Source organism: Pseudomonas sp. TH32 (assembly GCF_016650855.1).
GTDB lineage: Bacteria > Pseudomonadota > Gammaproteobacteria > Pseudomonadales > Pseudomonadaceae > Aquipseudomonas.
In genome coordinates this window covers 4,545,217-4,563,259 of record NZ_JAEKFA010000002.1, presented here as the reverse complement: position 1 = coordinate 4,563,259, position 18,043 = coordinate 4,545,217, and the positions used below count along the sequence as shown (strand labels likewise).

Below are 18,043 nucleotides of genomic sequence, written 5' to 3'. Positions count from 1 at the left end.
GAAGAAGGCGACTGAGAGGTCGCCTTTTTTTTACCGGGGTATAGCGCAGTCCGGTAGCGCGCCTGCTTTGGGAGCAGGATGTCAGGAGTTCGAATCCCCTTACCCCGACCATATTAAAAATCCTCGTATCGAAAGATACGGGGATTTTTTTTGCCCGCGCAATCCCGGCCGCACCACAAAACAAATGTGGGAGCGGGCTTGCTCGCGAAAGCGGTGTGTCAGTCAGTACATCTGGCACTGAACCACCGCTTTCGCGAGCAAGCCCGCTCCCACACTAACCGAGTCCTATCCCGGAACGTGCTGTCAGTGCAGTTTCAGGCGCGGCTCGGTCCCGCGTCCAATCTTGCTTCCCAGCATCAGCATCGCCGTGCGGAAGAAGCCATACAGCGCCATCTGGTGCATGCGGTACAGCGACACATAAAACATCCGTGCCAGCCAGCCTTCCAGCATCACGCTGCCGGTCAGGTTGCCCATCAAGTTACCCACAGCCGAAAAACGCGAAAGCGAGATCAGCGAGCCGTAGTCGGTGTACTTGTACGACGGCAGGTCCTTGCCCTCAATCCGCAGTTTCAGCGACTTGGCCAGCAACGATGCCTGCTGGTGAGCCGCCTGGGCGCGCGGTGGCACATTGCGGTCGGTGCCGGCTTGTGGGCAGGCCGCGCAATCACCAAAGGCGAAGATATTCTCGTCGCGGGTGGTTTGCAGGGTCGGCAGCACTTGCAGCTGGTTGATACGGTTGGTTTCCAGGCCATCGATGTCCTTGAGGAACCCTGGCGCACGAATCCCGGCAGCCCAGACCTTGAGGCTGGCCGGAATGACCTGGCCGCTGCTGGTGATCAGGGCGTCGGCAGTCACCTCGCTCACGGCGGAGTTGGTCAGTACAGTCACCCCGAGTTTCTCCAGGGTTTTATGCACAGGCCCGCCAATTCGCTCCGGCAGGGCGGGCAACACCCGTGGACCGGCTTCTATCAGGGTGATGTGCATGTTTTCCGGCTTGATCTTGTCCAGGCCGTAGGCCGCCAGTTCATGGGCAGCGTTATGCAGCTCGGCGGCCAACTCGACCCCGGTGGCACCGGCACCGACGATGGCGACGCTGATCTGCTCCACCACATCCGTCTGCCCGGCATGGGCCCGCAGATAGTGGTTGAGCAATTGCTGGTGGAAACGCTCGGCCTGTTTGCGGGTGTCGAGGAACAGGCAGTGCTGCGCCGCGCCCTCGGTGCCGAAGTCATTGGTGGTGCTGCCGACCGCGATCACCAGGCTGTCATAGCCCAGCACGCGTGCAGGCACCAGTTCTCGGCCTTCTTCGTCGAGGGTGGCGGCCAGCTGGATTTTTTTCTGCTCACGATCGAGCCCGCTCATGCGCCCCAGCTGGAACTCGAAGTGGTTCCATTTGGCCTGGGCAACATAGTTGAGTTCGTCTTCCGAAGAGTTCAGCGAACCGGCCGCCACTTCGTGGAGCAAGGGTTTCCAGATATGGGTCAGGTTGGCGTCCACCAGCGTGATGCTGGCGGTGCCGCGCTTGCCCAGAGTCTTACCCAGGCGGGTAGCCAACTCCAGGCCGCCGGCGCCGCCGCCGACGATAATAATACGATGGGTCATGGGGATATCTCGCAAGGCTAAAAGAAATCGGTGCGGTTACCCGAGCGAGCGCAAGGCAGCTCATAGCGTCAGGTAACTCAAAAGGCGGCTCAGCAAACCCAGGCCGATCACTGCGACCAGCACCACGGCAAGGAGCAGCCAGGGCCGGAAAGGCTTGCGCTCGACTTGGTTCTGGGACAGTTGCAGGTACTCTTCGACATGCTGTTGGTCGTCGGGGTTCAGGCGGCTGGTCATAAAGGCCTCGTCAGGTAGACGTTGCTGAAGGGCGCCACGTTACAGTCGTGTGATTGGCGGCATTGCCAGAAGCATAGTCGCCAACCTGATCACAGGCTGATGCCCACATCAAACACTATGCTGCGCCCCAGATTGTTGCGCAAGAAGTCCGGAGCGTCCGGATGAGCAAACAATACGCGCGCAAACGTCGGGCCCACGAGGGACAGTGAGCGCCAGCCCTGGCGCAGGTACTCGGTGGGTGGCGGAAAATGGCTGTTGAGGTCCAGTACTTCGCGCTTGAGGCTGGCGAAGGCGATGAGGTCCAGCTCCCCCAGGTCCATCCCGCGCTCTTTATAGTTGTGCGCCTTCTTGCGCAGTGTGGGGGCCAGGCGCAGCAGGAATTCGTGGGCGGGAATGCGCCGGGGTTTGGCTTCTCGTCGAACCAGTTGGCTCAGGGAAAACGCGCTGCGCCGACGCAGCAGTTCGTCGCGCCACTCGTCGTTCAGGCGCCGGCCCTCATCGAGTACGAAAAACACCTCGAAACTGGCATCGCGAAACAGCACATCCGGCGGCTCTTGCCCGGCGGCGTGGAATTCTTCGGCGCGGTAGGGCACGTTCAAACCTTGCAACAGGCGCTGGCAGACCCAACGCTCACGCTCCCATTTGCGGGCATTGGACAGGAACGCATTGGCTTGTTCGGCCGCTACGGTGAGCAGGCGCAAATAATCTGAGTCATCCATGTCACCAGCTTAGCGTCCAAATGATGACCGCAGGAAGTCCCGCGTCAAAAGGTCGGTGTAGACTGGCTATTCGACAGTTTCCCCCTGGCATGAGGAGTGTGCAGTGAAGTTTTTTGTGGTGCTGTTCTTGAGTCTTTTACCCGTGTGGGCCCAGGCCGTCGAGGTGGGTGAGCGTGTTGCACCCTGGACGTTGCTTGACCAGTTCGACCAGGCCTACACCCTGGATGACCAGGTGCAAACCTTGTTGGTGGCGCGCAGCATGGACGGCGCCAAAATCGTCGACGCAGCGCTGCAAGGCCAGCCCAAGGGCTATCTGGAGGCGCGACATACGGTGTTTCTCGCGGATATCCAGCGCATGCCGCGGCTGATTGCGAAGATGTTCGCGGTGCCGGCCATGCAGGCCTACAACTATCGGGTCATGCTCGATCGCGATGCGCGTATAAGCCCGCGCTATCCGGCGGCTGTGGATAAAGTACTGTGGCTGCAACTGGATCACGGCAAGTTGGTGGCACAGCATGAATACGACTCCGCCGCTGAGTTGCGCCAGGCCCTGGAGCAGGTGCAGCCGTGATCAGCGCCGCGGTGCTGGCGCCGGAAACCCTCAGCATCGGGTGGCTGCTGTACGCGCCGGTGGTGATGTGGGCGCTCCTGCGTTCGCCATGGGTCGAGCTGTTTGCTGACCGACGGCGCCAGCATTTGCTGTTTGGCACGGTGTTCGCGCTGTTTATGTTGTGGCTGGTACGCCGGGATTTCGACACGGGGGTGTCCTACCACTTCATCGGCATGACCGCCGTGACCTTGCTGCTTGATTGGCCCCTGGCGATCGTCGGTGGCTTGGCCGCACAGCTCGGCCTGGTGTTGCTCGGCCGCCAGGACCTGGCCGCCGTAGGTGTCAATGGCATGCTGCTGATCCTGTTGCCGGTACTGGTCACCGAAGGCTGTGCGCTGCTGGTGGAGCGGGCGAAGCCGCGCAATCCCTTTGTGTATATCTTCTGCTCGGGATTTTTCGCGGCCGCGCTGTCGGCCTTGTTGTGCCTGCTGGTGGGCCTGGGGTTGTTGTGGTTCGACGGCCGTTTTGCGATGCCGGAGTGGATCGAGGATTTTGTCGGCTATTTGTGGCTGATCATTTTTCCCGAGGCCTTTATCAACGGCATGGTGATCAGCGCCCTGGTGGTGTTCTGCCCGGAGTGGCTGGAGACATTCAACCGCACCCGCTACCTCTCGGCGCCCTGGAAGGATGACGATCCACGGCCTTGATCCAGGTCAAATCCTGCACGCGCAAGTGGTCGCATGCTCTGCAAAATTTCCAGGAGCACGGAATCATGAGTGTGTACGAGTGGGCGCGGCAGGAGTTACGCAGAAGCCAGGACGCGGCGCAGGAAATCGGCTTTGACCCGGGCTTGACCCTGCGGGCCATGCTCAGTGCGGTGGTGCAGCAGAGCAAGGGCGTGCGCAGTTTTGAAGACCTGGCCGACGAGCTGCAATACCTTGCAGAGAATCTCGACGACCAGCAGGACTATGGCTTTATGCGGCCTTAGTGTTTGGGCTGAAAGTCTTCGGAGAACAGTTCGTCTTCGGCGTCCGGGCTGACCGGGATCTTGTGTTCTTCCGACGCCCAGGCGCCCAGATCGATCAGTTTGCAGCGGTCCGAGCAAAACGGGCGGTTGGGGTTGGTCGCTTTCCATTCCACGGGTGCACCGCAGGTTGGGCATTCGACGGTCAAGGGTTGGCTCATGATCGGCCTCCACGCAAAGTAAGGTAAAAGTGGTGCAGTCGCTCGACCTCGGCATGCAGCCGGGCCAGGTCCTGGTCATTGACCAGCACGTCATCGGCGTGGCGCAGGCGGTCTTCACGGGTGGCCTGGGCCTTGAGAATCGCCTGCACCTGCTCTTCGCTGATGCCGTCGCGCTGCAGGGTACGCTGAATCTGCAACGATTGCGGCACGTCGATCACCAGCACGCGCTGGGTCATGGTGTACTGGCCGGACTCGATCAGCAACGGTGACACCAGGATCGCGTACGGCGATTGGGCGCGCGCCAGGTGGCTGCGAATCTCCTCGGTGATCAGCGGGTGCAGCAACGCCTCCAGCCAACGGCGCTCGTCAGGCACTTCGAAGATCAGCTTGCGCAACGCCCCACGGTTCAGTTGCCCGTCAGGCTGCAGCACGCTCGCACCGAAATGTTCGGCAATCTGCGCCAGGGCAGGGCGCCCGGGCTCGACTACCCAGCGCGCTGCGTGGTCGGCGTCAATCAGGTCCACGCCAAGCCGTACGAAGTGTTCGGCTGCCGCGCTTTTGCCACTGCCGATACCGCCAGTGAGGCCGAGAATCCAGGGTGTTGCAACAGAAGTGGTCATCTGAAACCGACAGACTGCAAATAGAAGTCGGTTATTTGACCACCCCAGAGCAATGCAATCCAGCCGGCAATTGCCAGATACGGACCAAAAGGCATTGGAGTGGAGGCTTGGGCTTTGCGCAGGCGCAATAGAACCAGGCCACCCATCACGCCCACCAGGGATGACAGCAACAGCGTCATCGGCAGGATTTGCCAGCCGCCCCAGGCGCCGAGCATTGCCAGCAGCTTGAAATCGCCGTAACCCATACCGTCCTTGCCGGTGATCAGCTTGAACAGCCAGAACACCGACCACAGGCTCATGTAACCGGCTACCGCCCCCAGAGCGCATCGGGCAATGACACAAAAACGCCAACACTGTTGAGGATCAGCCCCAGCCACAGCAGCGGCAGCACCAGCGCGTCCGGCAGCAGTTGGTGATCGGCATCGATCAGGCTCATCGCCAGCAGTCCCCAGCTCAACACCATCACCGCACCGGCTGCCCAGCCAAAACCGAAATGCCAGGCGACAACCGCAGAGATCAACCCGCACGCCAATTCGGTGAAGGGGTACCGCGCGCCGATAGGGTGATCGCAACTTGAGCAGCGCCCTTTGAGCAGTAAATAGCTGACCAGCGGAATATTCTCCCGGGGACGAATCGGGTGGCTGCAGTTCGGGCAGCAGGAGTTGGGCCGCATCAGGTTATAGGGGGCGGCAGCGGGCTCGGCGGGAAGGCCAAGGACTTCATGGGCCTGGGCTCGCCATTCACGCTCCAGCATCTTTGGCAGGCGCCACACCAGCACGTTGATAAAGCTGCCGACAATAAGCCCCAGCACCAGTGCGCCTGATACAAACACCCAGGGCTGATAAACAAGGATTTCAGTCAGTGGCGTGCTCAAAAGGCCGTACCGAGCTGGAAGATCGGCAGGTACATGGCGAGCACCAAGGCCCCGACGATGCCCCCCAGTACCACCATGATCAGCGGCTCCATCAGGCTGGTGAGGTTGTCCACCAGGTGATCGACGTCTGCCTCGTAATGGCTGGCGACTTTTTCCAGCATATGGTCGAGCGTGCCCGACTCCTCGCCGATGGCGGTCATCTGGATCGCCATGCCGGGAAACAGGCCGCTGACAGCCATGGATTCATTCAGTTCGGTTCCGGTTGATACGTCGTGGCGCATGCGATTGATTGCCTGTTTGAACAGCCCATTCCCCGTGGCGCCTGCCACTGAATCCAGTGCTTGCACCAGCGGTACGCCCGCAGCAAAGGTCGTCGAGAGCGTGCGGGCGTAGCGGGCGACCGCCGATTTTTTCAGCAGTGTGCCTGCCACGGGTGCTTTCAACAAACTGGCATCGAGCCAGTGACGAAAGCCTGTCGATGAGCGATAGGCTTTGCGCAGGCCCGCAAAACTGGTGCCCGCGACCAGGATCAGCACCCAGCCGTTATGCCGCATGAACTCCGACAGGCTGATGACCCCGAGGGTAAAGCCCGGCAACTCGGCATCGACGCCGGCAAACAGCCCCTGGAACTGCGGCACGACGTGAATCAGCAAGATCGCACTGACCAGGGTGGCGACTGCCAGAACGGTCGTGGGATAGGTCATGGCCTTTTTGATTTTTGCTTTCAACTGTTGGCTTTTTTCCAGGTGAATGGCGACCCGTTCAAGCAGTGCTTCGAGTGCGCCCGCCTGTTCACCCGCTGCAATCAGGTTGCAGTACAGCTCATCGAAGTAACGTGGCTGTTTCTGCAAGGCGGCGGTCAGGCTGCTGCCGGCGGCGATCTCCTGTTTCAAGCCCTGAACCATGGCACGCAGGTGCGGGTTGTCGACGCCTTCGGTGATGATGTCCAGTGCCTGCAAAAGCGCGATGCCGGCCTTTAACAGCGTTGCCAGTTGGCGGGTGAAGAGGGCGATCTCTGGCGGCTTGATTGGCGCAGCAAGGCTCGGCCAGCCGGTGAATTTTTTCCGTATACGCCCGGGGCTGATCCCTTGTTGGCGCAACAGGGCCTTGATCAACGCAGGATTATGGCCGCTGGTTTCCCCAGACACTTTGCGCCCTTTGCGGTTGACGCCTTCCCAGGCATAGATCGCTGAAACATCATTCATTTCGCAGTTCCGCACACAGACAGTGGAAGATTTATAGCTTAGTCAGGTGACGGATTCGGGCAGGGGCGTCTTGAGCGAAAAAATGTCAGTTTGTGCGTCTTGTACAGGATTGGTTGCGCGGGGGTGAGTACACTGGCGCGGTTACCGAGACGGGGTGCAGGATGCGCCTTGCGACAGGTTTTATTCTGGAGAGTGAATGTGATGCGTCAGAAAGGCTTTACCTTGATCGAGTTGTTGATCGTCGTGGCGATCATCGGCATTTTGGCCACCATCGGCCTGCCCATGTACACCAAGCACCAGGCCAAGGCCAAGTTCACCGCAGGGCTGGCTGAAATCTCCGCGCTGAAGGCGGGTTTCGAAGACACGCTGAACCAAGGCACGCCGCCAACCCTGGCGTTGATTGGCGGGACCAGTCCCACGGCCAACTGCAAGATTGACGTGACCGGCGACGTGGCCACTGGCACGGGTACGATTGCCTGCGAAATCCTCGATGCGCCCGCGCCGGTCCTGGGCAAGACCATCACCTTGACCCGTAGCGCCACGACCGGCTGGAAGTGCACCACCACGGCAGAAGACCCATTCGCTGCCAAGGGTTGTGCCTCCGGCGGCGCCTGATAGCAAGGTCGTCTACTGTTTACGCAACAATGGAGAGCGTATGCGTAAATCGCTCCCTATCCGCCACAAGGACGTAGAGGTTGCCGATGACGTTGTCCGTTCAGCAGCGGGGAAGCACGTTCCTTGTGGTGGTTATGTGTTTGCTGACGCTGGCGATTTGCGCGCCCTTCAGCAGCCACGACTGGCAACGTGTGGTGCAGATATCGGTGGCGCTGTGTGCCGTGGTGTATGGGCTTAGCTCACCACGGGCAAAGCAATGCGTCGATAGGCCGACAGCGCTCGGGGTGGCGCTGGTTGGGGTGATGGGCCTGGCTTCCGCCGTGTTGGCTCATCAGCCACTCTGGGCGTTTATCGAACTGGCGCTGCTCATCAGTTGCGGCACCATTGCCGTTGTTTTCAGCCGGGTCAGGCGCAGCGGTGATGAGTCGCTGGACCGTGTCCTGATTCTGTTCGTGTTGCTGCTGTGCCTGATCAAAAGTGTTCAATATCTTCACGTTGTCATTCTCGCCTTTACCAGCGGTGACGCGTTGGTAAACACCGATTTGCTGTTTTCCGGGTTTTCCAACAAACGCTTCTATGGTCAGTTCCAGACCTTTACCCTGCCGCTGCTGGCACTTCCCTTGCTGCTTTCAACGACTTCGCGTACTGCGCGGGCGATGGTGTTTGTGCTGCTCTGTGTCTGGTGGTTGATCGCGATCAGTAGTGGTACTCGCGGCACCTGGCTGGGTATCGGCGTTGCTGGCTCCGTTCTGGCGTTCCTGGGGCCGCAGGGGCGCCGCTGGCTGGCCTGGCAATTGGCAGCGCTGGCGTGCGGCTTGTTACTGTACTGGCTGGTGTTCACCGTGCTGGCAGGGCATTTGGGGATTGAGATTTATAACGATGCCGTAGACCGCCTGACGACCAGCTTGTCTGGGCGTGGGCCCATCTGGTGGCAGGCCTGGAACATGATTCTTGAGCGTCCCTGGCTGGGCTTCGGGCCGATGCATTTCGCCGATATTGCCAACGACATTGCCGCTCACCCTCACCAGGCCATTCTGCAGTGGGCCAGTGAATGGGGGGTTCCGTCCACGCTGTGTGTGATCGCGCTGGTTGCGTGGGCGGGTTGGGCAACCGTGGGCGTACTGCGTGAACGTGCGTTGTCGTTGGCGCCCGTGGATCTGCTGCGGCTGTGCCTGTTTGCCTCGCTGATTGGTGCGCTGACCCAGGCCCAGGTGGATGGGGTGATCGTGATGCCGGTTTCGCAACTCTGGCTGGCGCTGGTGGCCGGATGGCTGATGGCGTTGCATGTGTGGCGAGCTCCACCGGTCGCCCCGGCGCCGATCTTGTACAAGACCTGGATCGCGGCGAGTATCGTGGCCGTCGGCTTGCTGGTGTTTGTCGCGATTCGTGATGTGCCCCGCCTCACGGAGCGTAGCGAGCACTACATGACCCTGAGCAACGGTCACCTGCAGCCACGCTTCTGGGTGCAGGGTGTGATTGCCCTCGAAAAGCAGTGAGTTGCCGGACGTCCAAGGCAGTGCTAGCTTTAGCCCACCGCCCGTGTAGCTCAGCCGGTAGAGCAGCGCACTCGTAACGCGAAGGTCGCAGGTTCGATTCCTGTCTCGGGCAAAAAGGCAACACAGTTTTCAGATGATCCCAGAATGGTTCTGAAGGCCAGACGAACCGGTATTCATGCCTGTTCTTTTGTATCTGCGCGACCTTGATGACCCAGATGCATCCCCATTCCTCGATCTAAGAGAACGACATGACCACACAAGAAATGACCCAGGAAGCGCGGCACGAAGCAGCCCTCAAAAAGTACGTCGCGGAGTCGCCGGAACTGCTGGATGAGATCAAGGACCTGAGCGCCGATGATCAAAGGGACCAGATCCAATGGTCATTTGAGGATGAGGCCGAGGCCCAGGGCTTGCAGCCATGGGAACTGACCCTGAAGTACACCTCCACCCCCGAAGAGTTCGAGGCTGCGCGCCTGGCGTTGCACAAGGAGGCCGCCGAGGTGCTGGGTGTCGACTGGAATGAGTATTGCGGGATGAATAACCTCGCGATCTGACACGTAACCGAGCGAGCTTTTGTGGTGAGGGGGCTTGTCCCCCGTTGGGCTGCGAAGCAGCCCTTAAACCTGCTCCCCAGTTCTTGCTGGCAGAATGCGGCGATCTCTTGGGGCTGCTGCGCAGCCCAGCGGGGACAAGCCCCCTCGCCACATAGGTGTGCTCCTGCGGGTTACTTTACAGACTCAGCCGCATCGACAAATCCACCGCCTTCACATCCTTGGTCATCGCTCCGATGGAGATGTAGTCCACACCGGTTTCAGCGATGGGCAGCAGGGTGCTTTCGTTAATCCCCCCACTGGCTTCCAGCTTGGCTGTGCCGCCGTTCAGGCGCACTGCTTCGCGCATGTCATCCAGGCTCAGTTCATCCAGCATGATGATGTCGGCGCCCGCCGCCAATGCTTCGCGCAATTCCTCCAGGCTTTCCACTTCAATTTCCACCGGCTTGCCCGGGGCGATCTTGTGGGCGGCAGTGATGGCCTGGGCAATGCCACCGCAGGCCGCGATGTGGTTTTCCTTGATCAGGAACGCGTCATACAGGCCGATGCGATGGTTGTGGCAACCGCCGCAGGTCACCGCGTACTTCTGCGCCAGGCGCAGGCCGGGCAGGGTCTTGCGGGTGTCCAGCAGCTTGACCTGGGTAGACGCGACAAAGTCCGCCAAATACTGGGCGCGGGTGGCAACGCCTGACAGCAGTTGCAGAAAATTCAGCGCGCAACGTTCGCCACTGAGCAGCGATCGGGCCGGGCCTTCCAGGTGAAACAGCACCTGGTTCGGGCTGACGCGCTCGCCGTCGCGCACCTGCCAATGCACGGCAACGCGCGGGTCCAGCTGGCGAAACACCGCTTCCACCCAGGCTGTGCCGCTGATAACGGCGGCATCGCGGGTGATGATCGTGGCCTTGGCCAGGCGTTCGGCCGGGATCAGTTGTGCGGTGATATCCCCACTGCCGATGTCTTCCAGCAATGCGCGACGCACGTTGGCTTCGATTTCGGCGGTCAGGTCGGCTAGACGAAGATTGGGCATAACAGGCTCCACAAACAAAGTGCCTGGATTATAGGGGCAGGGCGGGCGTTAACCCAAGGCAGCAGGTGCCACTGACGCGGCTTGCGGTGCTCATTTACACGGCAGTCACAGAGTTTGCTGGCGCAACAACCCCCATTTGCAAGATAATCTCGCGCCTTGCAATTGGCGTCATAGCTTTGACGTCACAGTGATAGTCCGATTTTCGCAGTGCTCCGGGGCGTTTTGCTCCGTGACTGCACCGATCTTTCACAACATCGAATACCGCCGTTTCAGGAGGCCAGGATGCACAATGACGGGAAGGTGGTGCCGATCAATAAGGCACGGGCGACGCCGTCGCCGCTTGCCCGCCTGCCGGTGGTGTTGCTCCAGGTCCGTGACAAGGCGGCACAGCAGCTCAAACAGGGGTTGCAGGAGCTGTTTGATAACGCTGACGACACCCTGTTCGAAATGGCCGACAAGACCCGCAGCAACGTCGACCACGGTATTTTCTTTGAAGCCATGCGCGATCTGCGCCTCAAGCGCAAGAATTTCGAGCGCGGTTTCATGGAGCAGCTCTACGAGGCGTTTGCCAACCTTGGCAATGTGGAGCGCGGCGAGCTGCAACTGATTCCGGTGGTGTCCTACACGGCGGTGCCCGGTGTCTCGGGTGACGAACTGGAAAAAGCCGTCGCTCTGGAGGCCATGCTGGGCAAGGTGCTGCGCCGGGACGGCCTGGCCCTGGGGCAGTTGACGGCCCGACTGGGCGCGTTGCTCGACAAACGCCTGGATGATCGGGATAACCCCCTGGGCCCGGCGATGTTGTGCGCGTTCTTTCTGCAGGCAGGGCGCAGCCTTGGCGTGGAAATCCGGGTCAAGCTGATCATTCTCAAGCTGTTTGAAAAGTACGTGCTCAGTGACGCCGATCTGTTATACGGCGAAGCCAATCAATTATTGATCGCCACCGGCGTATTGCCTGAACTCAAGGCCGTGCCGTCACGCCGCGCCATTGCCACCGTGGATTTGCCCGAAGACGCCCCGCCCATCGCCAGCCATCCCGCCGACGACAGCGGGCAGGAAGTCTTCGCGGCCTTGCAGGAGTTGCTGTCTGCGGTGCGCGGCAGTGTGGCGCCCACCCTTGAGGCCAGCGCCGAGACCCAGCCCATTTCCACCCGTGACCTGCTGCGCCTGCTCTCCCATTTGCAGCAATATGTGCCTGCGCCCGAGGTCGAGGATGATTTCGACCTGCGCAACCAGCTTGAACAACTGCTCACCCGGGTCAGCGTCAAGAGTGGCAAGTCGCGGGTGGTGGAGGACGCTGACGAGGATGTGATCAACCTGATCGCCATGCTCTTCGAGTTCATCCTCAATGACGGCACGGTGCCCGAGTCCCTCAAGGCGTTGATCGCCCGGCTGCAGATTCCGATGCTGAAGGTGGCGGTGCTGGACAAGAGCTTCTTCAGTCGCGCCAATCACCCGGCGCGACGCCTGCTCAATGAAATCGCCGCAGCAGCCATGGGCTGGAGCCGGCGCGATGACTATCAGCGCGACAGCCTGTACCTGCACATCGAGCAAGTGGTGCAGCGGTTGTTGAACGATTTTGTCGATGACCCGGCGATTTTTTCCCAACTACTGACGGAGTTCACCGCGTTTACCCATGACGAGCGGCGCCGCAGCGAGTTGCTGGAGCAACGCACCCGTGATGCGGAAGAAGGGCGCGCCCGTACCGAAATCGCCCGTCAGCGAGTGGCCGAGGCGCTCAATCAGCGGCTGCTGGGCAAAGTGCTGCCCGAGGTCGTGGTGCAGTTCCTGCAGCAGGCCTGGAGCCAGGTGCTGTTGCTGGCCTGCCTGAAGCATGGCGAACACTCGCCGCAATGGGCGGCCGGGCTGCGCACCATGGACGAGTTGATCTGGAGTGTCGGCCTGAGCGAAGACACCGAAGCCGGCCGGCACTTGCTGGAGCAGTTGCCAGGCCTGCTCAAGGCCTTGCGCGACGGCTTGAGCGGCGCGGCGTTTGACCCCTTCATCACCCGGGAATTTTTCACCCGGTTGCAAACCCTGCATGTCCAGTCATTCCGGGGCAATGCCGACGACCCGCCGTCGGTGTCGCAGATCGAGGTGCGCGAGGCGTTCGTCCTCAGCCCTGCAGCACCTGCTATTACGGTGAGCCTGCCGGAAGATGATCCCGACCTGCTCAAGGCCCGTCAATTGCGCGTCGGTTGCTGGGTCGAGTTCCAGGAAGACCCTGAAAACACTCTGCGCTGCAAGCTGACGGCGATTATTGCGCCGGGCGATACCTGCATTTTTGTCAATCGAACCGGCCTCAAGGTTCTGGAAAAAAGCCCGGTCGAACTGGCGTTGGAGTTCAAGCGCGGCGCGGTGCGAACCCTGGATGATGCACTGCTGTTCGACCGGGCCCTGGCCTCGGTGATTGGCAACCTGCGTCAACTTCATCGCGCCAAGTGATCGCAACCGGGCAGTGGAACGCGGCATACTGAGTCACCCCAGCCTCGTTCAAGGAACCTGTATGCAGTTGGACCCCGCCAGCGGTTGGTGCCAGGGCATTCGTCATTGCCCCTCGCCCAACTTCAACGAGCGCCCCGGTGGCGAGATTTCCCTGTTGGTGGTGCACAACATCAGCCTGCCGCCTGCGCAATTCGCCACCGGCAAGGTGCACGAGTTTTTCCAGAATCGTCTGGATGTCACGGAACATCCCTACTTTGAAGGCATTGCTGACCTACGGGTTTCTGCGCATTTTCTGATTGAGCGTGATGGCGCGGTGACGCAGTTTGTCTCGTGCCGGGACCGGGCCTGGCATGCCGGTGTATCAAGCTTCGAGGGGCGTGAGACGTGTAACGACTTTTCCCTGGGGATCGAGCTGGAAGGCACTGACGACCTGCCTTTCACCGATGCCCAGTATCAATCCCTGATCACCCTGACGCGCCAGTTGCTGGCGGCGTACCCGGGCATTACCCGCCAGCGCATTTGTGGCCATAGCGATATCGCCCCGGGACGCAAGACCGACCCCGGACCCGCTTTTGATTGGGCGCGCTTTCGCAGCGCCTTGCAGGATGGAGGACACGCACGATGAGTTTTCTGGTGTTGGTGCTGGCGGTATGGATCGAGAAATTCTCGGCCCTGCGCCAGCGTATTCAACGTGATGGCGGTTGGCTGCGGGAACTGGCCAAGCTGGAATCGAGCGCCAGCCTCGGCAAACAGCCCTGGCTGATCCTCGCGCTGCTGGTGCTGTTGCCGGTGGCCTTGCTCGCGCTGTTACTGCTGGTGCTGGAGCCAGTGGCGTATGGGCTGTTGGCGCTGCCGGTGCACTTGCTGGTGGTGATCTACAGCCTGGGCCGTGGCGATCTATTGGCCGGGTTGGGACCGTTTCGGGATGCCTGGCGCCGGGGTGACCTGCAAGCGGCCGAACATGTGGCCGAGCGCGACTTGAGCATCAGCGCCGACAGCGGGGAGCAGCTGCTGGAAAGGGTCCAGGGCCATCTGCTGTGGCAGGCCTACCAAAGTTTCTTCGCGGTGATTTTCTGGTATTTCCTCCTCGGCCCGGTGGCGGCCCTGGCCTACCGGCTGCTGGCGCTGGCGACCGAGAACAGCCAGAACCCGCTGGTGGCCGAGCGCGCCGGGCAATTGCGCCACGCGTTCGACTGGTTGCCGGTACGCCTGCTGGCGGCGAGCTTTGCCCTGGTGGGCAACTTTGTGGCGGTCGGCCGGGTGATGCTGCATGAGCTGCTGAGCTGGGACATCACAGCGGCGCAACTGGTGGACAAGGTCGGCCTGGTGGCCGCTGAAATCCCGCCGCCGGTGGTGGGGCCCGAGGGTATCAACAGCCTGGATCGAATCTGGGAATTGCTGCTGCGCGCCGCCGTACTGTGGTACGCCGGCTTCGCCATCTGGACCGTCCTGCCCTGATCGGCATCGGCAGGCGCGAGCCACTCGCGCCTGCCGTTAACCTTAAGTTACAAACCTCCTTTTCGAATTGAGCTATACAGACAGAGCGCCAAATAGTGGCTATCTGCCGCCGCCCTGCGCCCTCAATAAAAATAAAAGAAAAGGGAGTTCACCTGTGAAGAGCTTGCTCTATCCCGCCGTCGCGTTCATGAACCGCCTGACCTTCGGCATGAAGTTCAGCCTTATCAGCGTGCTGTTCCTGTTGCCCATGCTGGCCACCAACTATTACCTGGTGCGCGACTCCTGGCGTGAATTCCAGGGCACCCGCGTCGAGTTGCAAAGCCTCGACCTGCTGACCAGCAGCCTGGCCCTGCGCCGCGACCTGGAGACCCTGAACAACCAGGTGCAGATCAACGCAACCCTCGGTCAGTCAGGCAAGGCCGGCGATATCGAAAGCAAGATCGGCGCCCTCGAACAGAGCCTGCTGCAGCGCCTGCAAAGCTTTCACGCCCTGTCCACCGACCCCGAGCAGGCCGCCGCCTTCGACGCCAAGCGCGATGAAATGGTCGCCGCCTTCAAGGCCCAACAACAGGAAGCCTCGCTGCTCAGCAAAAGCGCGCTGATCGGCAAACTGCTCAACAAGGCGCAGATGCTCAGCCAGATCATCGCCAGCCAGTCGGGCTTGAGCCGCGACCCCCAGGGCGATCTGCGTCAACTCAGCGAACTGATCACCAGCGTCACCCCGCAAGTCACTCAAACCCTGGGCGAAGGCCGGGCGATGGGCGCGTATTCGTTGGGCCAGGGCTTTCTCAACTCATCTTCCAGCACCCGCTTTGATGAATTGCTGCAGCAATTGGAAAAGCTCCAGGCCGAATACGGCCTGAAACTGCAAGACGCCCTCGGCGCCAGTCAGCCCGCCCACGCAGCACTGGCGAGCCTGGCGGACGCGAGCCGGGCCAGCCTCAAGCAAGGCAGCGAGGTGTTCGAAGAACAGGTGGTGATGGCCGAAACCCTCGACGCCCCATGGCAAGGTTTCTACGACGAAGTCAGTGCATTGATGGCCAAGACCTATCAGCTAGACGAAGCCACCCTGACGTTTCTCGAACAACAACTGGAGCAGCGCCTGTCAGAAAACCGCACGCACATGATCGGATTGGTCGCGGCCCTGGCGTCGGTGTTTTTGCTGATCTTCTACCTGTACGCCGGCTTCTACGCGTCCACCCGCACCACCCTGCGCCGTCTCGGAGCGATGATGGACAAGGTGGCAGCGGGCGACATGACCGTGACGTTCGTCGCCCACAGCCGCGACGAACTGGGGGACTTGGGCCAGGTGTTCAACGGCACCGTGGCCAAAATCCATGATTTGATCGAGCGGGTAGGGCACACCGTCAACCAGGTCGAACACCAGGCCGGGCAAGTGGAGTCGGTCTCGGCCAGCAGCAACCAGGCCGTGTCCGGCCAGCGCAGCCAGATCGAACAAGTGGCGACCGCCATGAACCAGATGTCGTCCACCGCCCAGGAAGTGGCGCGCAGCGCGGCGGCGGCGGTCAGCAGCGCTCACAGCGTCAACGATGAAACCGTCAGCGGCCGCAGCCTGGTGCAATCCCAGCAAGGCAGCATTGCGGCATTGGCTTCGGAGATCGATCAATCGGTGCGAGTGATCAACCAGTTGGCCCTCGACAGCCAGTCCATCAGCCGCGTGCTGGAAGTGATCAAGAGCATCGCCGAACAAACCAATCTGTTGGCGTTGAATGCCGCCATTGAAGCTGCGCGCGCCGGCGAGCAAGGGCGCGGTTTCGCCGTGGTGGCCGATGAGGTGCGCACCCTGGCCCGGCGCACCCAGCACTCCACCGAAGAAATCGAGCAGATGATCGCCAAGCTTCACAGCGGCGTCGGCGCAGCCGTGAAGGCCATGGGCACCAGCCACGAGATGGCCAATGGCACGGTGGGGCAGTCGGAAAAAGTCCAGCAGGCCCTGGAGAATATCCTCGGTGCCGTGGGCATGATCGTTGATCAGAACCAGCAGATTGCCGCCGCTGTCGAGCAGCAGACCGCCGTGGCCCACGACATCGACCAGAACATCGTCGAAATCAACCGTGCCGGTGAACACGCAGCGCAGGGCGCACACCAGACCGAAGAGGCCAGCCGGCAATTGTCGTTGCAAGTGATCGAGCTGAAGCAGTTGATCGGTGCGTTTCGGGTGTGAGGTTTGGCTGTAGGATTTCTTCGTAGGTGGCGTGGCACTTGTCTTGTTTTTGGCGTTGATCTTTTCCGGCTGCCAAAATGGGCGAGAATTTGTGCCATCCATTTTCGCGGAGGTTCGGTTATGACCGCTGCCATTGTCGGCGTCAGAGGGCATTGCGTTCTGTGCAAGGTGTCCTTTGAGCTCAAGCCCTGGCAACTCAACGCCATTGCCATCAACGAACCCTTTGAATGCCCGTACTGCCACAAAGGTGTGGAGCCGAGTTGCCCCAAACAGTTGAAGCAGTTCAAGTCCCTGGACAATCTTGGCCTGCTGCGTCCGAGCATGATCGTGCTGACCAGCGCGGCGCTGCTGGTGGCGCTGGTCGCCGAGTGGATAGGGCTGATCAGTGTGGCCGGGCAGCTCAACGTCTCGCTGATGGCGGTACTGATTTACTTCATGACGTTGCGCTATGCCCGTCACCGGCAGCGCATGACCCTGACACTGCGTGAGGTAAAACGCCTACCAATTGAACAGCTCGCAGGCATTGCGAGTGCTCGCCTCAGCCAACACTGAAGGGCTGATGCCCATGCGCTCCGCCAGTGCGGCACAGATGTCCGGCAGGTGTTCGGGGCTGTTGCGCTGGCCGGGGTACATCACGGGCGCCATGTCCGGTGAGTCGGTTTCCAGCACCACGGCTTCCAGCGGCAAGCGTGCAATCACCTTGTGCATGCGCAGGGCCTGGGGCCAGGTCGCCGCGCCGCCCAGGCCCAGTTTGAAACCGAGCTTGATGTACTCGCGGGCCTCTTCATGGCTGCCGGCAAACGCGTGAATGATGCCGCCCCGAGGCAGGCGAATGCGCTTGAGCGTGGCGATCACGGCGGCGTGGCTGCGGCGTACATGCAGCAGCGCCGGTAGCTGGAAATCCACCGCCAGCTTCAGCTGTGCTTCAAACAGCACTTGCTGACGTTCGCGGTCCAGCTGTTCGAGGAAATAATCCAGGCCGATTTCGCCCACCGCACACAGCTGCCGGTGGCCGTTCAGACGGGTCAGCCAGTCGCCCAGTTCCGTCAGGTCGGCGGGGCGATGGTCATCGAGGTACACCGGGTGCAGGCCGAACGCGGCGAACAGACCCGCGTCTGTTTGCACCAGGTCCCACAGCCGTTGCCAATTCTGCTGATAGACCCCAAGCACCACCAGCCTGCGCACGCCCAACTCGCGGCTGCGGCTCAGGACTTCACCGCGGTCGGCGTCGAAGTCCGGAAAATCCAGGTGGGTGTGGCTGTCGATCAGCTCCACACCGC

At 61.0% G+C, this 18,043-nt stretch carries 19 protein-coding genes, 2 tRNA genes and 2 pseudogenes; 14 read left to right on the top strand and 9 right to left on the bottom strand.

The features are described from left to right. The first annotated feature begins 34 nt into the window (after nucleotides 1–34). A tRNA-Pro gene (locus JFV30_RS24550) sits at nucleotides 35–111 on the top strand. Nucleotides 112–303: 192 nt separating this feature from the next. On the opposite strand, the gene JFV30_RS24545 is transcribed toward JFV30_RS24550, so the two are convergent. From JFV30_RS24545 to JFV30_RS24535, 3 genes are all read right to left on the bottom strand, one after another. Further along, complete coding sequence (locus JFV30_RS24545) at nucleotides 304–1,602, bottom strand: NAD(P)/FAD-dependent oxidoreductase (RefSeq protein WP_169386331.1); 1,299 nt, start codon at nucleotides 1,600–1,602, stop codon at nucleotides 304–306. Nucleotides 1,603–1,662: 60 nt separating this feature from the next. Beyond that, entirely contained in the window at nucleotides 1,663–1,836 is a 174-nt protein-coding gene (locus JFV30_RS24540) for a DUF3094 family protein (RefSeq protein ID WP_010174986.1), read from the bottom strand. An 89-nt stretch (nucleotides 1,837–1,925) separates the two neighbouring features. Beyond that, complete coding sequence (locus JFV30_RS24535) at nucleotides 1,926–2,555, bottom strand: DUF1780 domain-containing protein (RefSeq protein ID WP_008437312.1); 630 nt, start codon at nucleotides 2,553–2,555, stop codon at nucleotides 1,926–1,928. 103 nt (nucleotides 2,556–2,658) lie between these two features. Here JFV30_RS24535 and JFV30_RS24530 point away from each other — a divergent pair, with 103 nt between their 5' ends. From JFV30_RS24530 to JFV30_RS24520, 3 genes are all read left to right on the top strand, one after another. Further along, nucleotides 2,659–3,126: an FAD/FMN-containing dehydrogenase gene (locus JFV30_RS24530; RefSeq protein ID WP_201125399.1), complete on the top strand. Its 468-nt coding sequence runs from the start codon at nucleotides 2,659–2,661 to the stop codon at nucleotides 3,124–3,126. After that, on the top strand, nucleotides 3,123–3,812 hold the full coding sequence (locus tag JFV30_RS24525; protein WP_010174991.1) for an energy-coupling factor ABC transporter permease: 690 nt from the start codon (nucleotides 3,123–3,125) through the stop codon (nucleotides 3,810–3,812). Before JFV30_RS24530 ends, JFV30_RS24525 begins: the two co-directional genes overlap by 4 nt. A gap of 65 nt (nucleotides 3,813–3,877) precedes the next feature. Beyond that, a complete protein-coding gene (locus tag JFV30_RS24520; protein WP_003215917.1) occupies nucleotides 3,878–4,093 on the top strand; it encodes a hypothetical protein in 216 nt (71 codons plus the stop codon). On the opposite strand, the gene yacG is transcribed toward JFV30_RS24520, so the two are convergent. From yacG to JFV30_RS24500, 4 genes and pseudogenes are all read right to left on the bottom strand, one after another. Further along, nucleotides 4,090–4,290, bottom strand: coding sequence for a DNA gyrase inhibitor YacG (yacG, locus tag JFV30_RS24515; RefSeq protein WP_010174995.1), 201 nt, complete (start codon nucleotides 4,288–4,290; stop codon nucleotides 4,090–4,092). The genes JFV30_RS24520 and yacG overlap by 4 nt on opposite strands. Next, entirely contained in the window at nucleotides 4,287–4,910 is a 624-nt protein-coding gene (gene coaE, locus JFV30_RS24510) for a dephospho-CoA kinase (RefSeq protein ID WP_010174998.1), read from the bottom strand. Before coaE ends, yacG begins: the two co-directional genes overlap by 4 nt. Next, nucleotides 4,907–5,784: pseudogene (locus JFV30_RS24505) on the bottom strand (prepilin peptidase). The gene coaE and the pseudogene JFV30_RS24505 overlap by 4 nt, the downstream one beginning before the upstream one ends. Continuing rightward, a complete protein-coding gene (locus tag JFV30_RS24500; RefSeq protein WP_201125398.1) occupies nucleotides 5,781–6,989 on the bottom strand; it encodes a type II secretion system F family protein in 1,209 nt (402 codons plus the stop codon). The pseudogene JFV30_RS24505 and the gene JFV30_RS24500 overlap by 4 nt, the downstream one beginning before the upstream one ends. A 201-nt stretch (nucleotides 6,990–7,190) precedes the next feature. On the opposite strand from JFV30_RS24500, the gene JFV30_RS24495 reads away from it, so the two are divergent. The 4 genes from JFV30_RS24495 to JFV30_RS24480 all read left to right on the top strand — a co-directional run bounded on the left by JFV30_RS24495 (nucleotide 7,191) and on the right by JFV30_RS24480 (nucleotide 9,654). Beyond that, on the top strand, nucleotides 7,191–7,604 hold the full coding sequence (locus tag JFV30_RS24495; protein WP_201126238.1) for a pilin: 414 nt from the start codon (nucleotides 7,191–7,193) through the stop codon (nucleotides 7,602–7,604). An 86-nt stretch (nucleotides 7,605–7,690) separates the two neighbouring features. Continuing rightward, complete coding sequence (locus JFV30_RS24490) at nucleotides 7,691–9,100, top strand: O-antigen ligase family protein (RefSeq protein WP_201125397.1); 1,410 nt, start codon at nucleotides 7,691–7,693, stop codon at nucleotides 9,098–9,100. A 39-nt stretch (nucleotides 9,101–9,139) separates the two neighbouring features. After that, nucleotides 9,140–9,212: transfer RNA gene (locus JFV30_RS24485), tRNA-Thr, on the top strand. A 136-nt stretch (nucleotides 9,213–9,348) separates the two neighbouring features. Continuing rightward, complete coding sequence (locus JFV30_RS24480; protein WP_010175007.1) at nucleotides 9,349–9,654, top strand: DUF6388 family protein; 306 nt, start codon at nucleotides 9,349–9,351, stop codon at nucleotides 9,652–9,654. Nucleotides 9,655–9,829: 175 nt separating this feature from the next. Here JFV30_RS24480 and nadC read toward each other — a convergent pair whose 3' ends face one another. Further along, entirely contained in the window at nucleotides 9,830–10,678 is an 849-nt protein-coding gene (gene nadC / locus JFV30_RS24475) for a carboxylating nicotinate-nucleotide diphosphorylase (protein ID WP_201125396.1), read from the bottom strand. Between the two features lie 282 nt (nucleotides 10,679–10,960). Between nadC and JFV30_RS24470 the strand changes: the two genes are divergently transcribed. From JFV30_RS24470 to JFV30_RS24450, 6 genes and pseudogenes are all read left to right on the top strand, one after another. Next, nucleotides 10,961–13,120: a DUF1631 domain-containing protein gene (locus JFV30_RS24470; protein ID WP_201125395.1), complete on the top strand. Its 2,160-nt coding sequence runs from the start codon at nucleotides 10,961–10,963 to the stop codon at nucleotides 13,118–13,120. 61 nt (nucleotides 13,121–13,181) lie between these two features. Further along, nucleotides 13,182–13,745: a 1,6-anhydro-N-acetylmuramyl-L-alanine amidase AmpD gene (gene ampD, locus JFV30_RS24465; RefSeq protein WP_201125394.1), complete on the top strand. Its 564-nt coding sequence runs from the start codon at nucleotides 13,182–13,184 to the stop codon at nucleotides 13,743–13,745. Then, entirely contained in the window at nucleotides 13,742–14,578 is an 837-nt protein-coding gene (ampE, locus tag JFV30_RS24460) for a regulatory signaling modulator protein AmpE (protein ID WP_010175015.1), read from the top strand. Before ampD ends, ampE begins: the two co-directional genes overlap by 4 nt. A gap of 187 nt (nucleotides 14,579–14,765) precedes the next feature. Continuing rightward, nucleotides 14,766–15,857 (top strand): annotated as a pseudogene (locus JFV30_RS33760) (methyl-accepting chemotaxis protein); the annotation flags it as partial. Beyond that, nucleotides 15,834–16,763 (top strand): methyl-accepting chemotaxis protein, encoded by a 930-nt coding sequence (locus JFV30_RS33755; protein ID WP_446739880.1) that lies wholly within the window; start codon nucleotides 15,834–15,836, stop codon nucleotides 16,761–16,763. The pseudogene JFV30_RS33760 and the gene JFV30_RS33755, both read left to right, overlap by 24 nt. 120 nt (nucleotides 16,764–16,883) lie before the next feature. After that, a complete protein-coding gene (locus tag JFV30_RS24450) occupies nucleotides 16,884–17,315 on the top strand; it encodes a hypothetical protein (protein ID WP_201125392.1) in 432 nt (143 codons plus the stop codon). Here JFV30_RS24450 and JFV30_RS24445 read toward each other — a convergent pair. Next, on the bottom strand, nucleotides 17,262–18,038 hold the full coding sequence (locus tag JFV30_RS24445; protein WP_201125391.1) for a TatD family hydrolase: 777 nt from the start codon (nucleotides 18,036–18,038) through the stop codon (nucleotides 17,262–17,264). The two genes, JFV30_RS24450 and JFV30_RS24445, sit on opposite strands and share 54 nt — an antisense overlap. Between the last annotated feature and the right edge of the window lie 5 nt (nucleotides 18,039–18,043).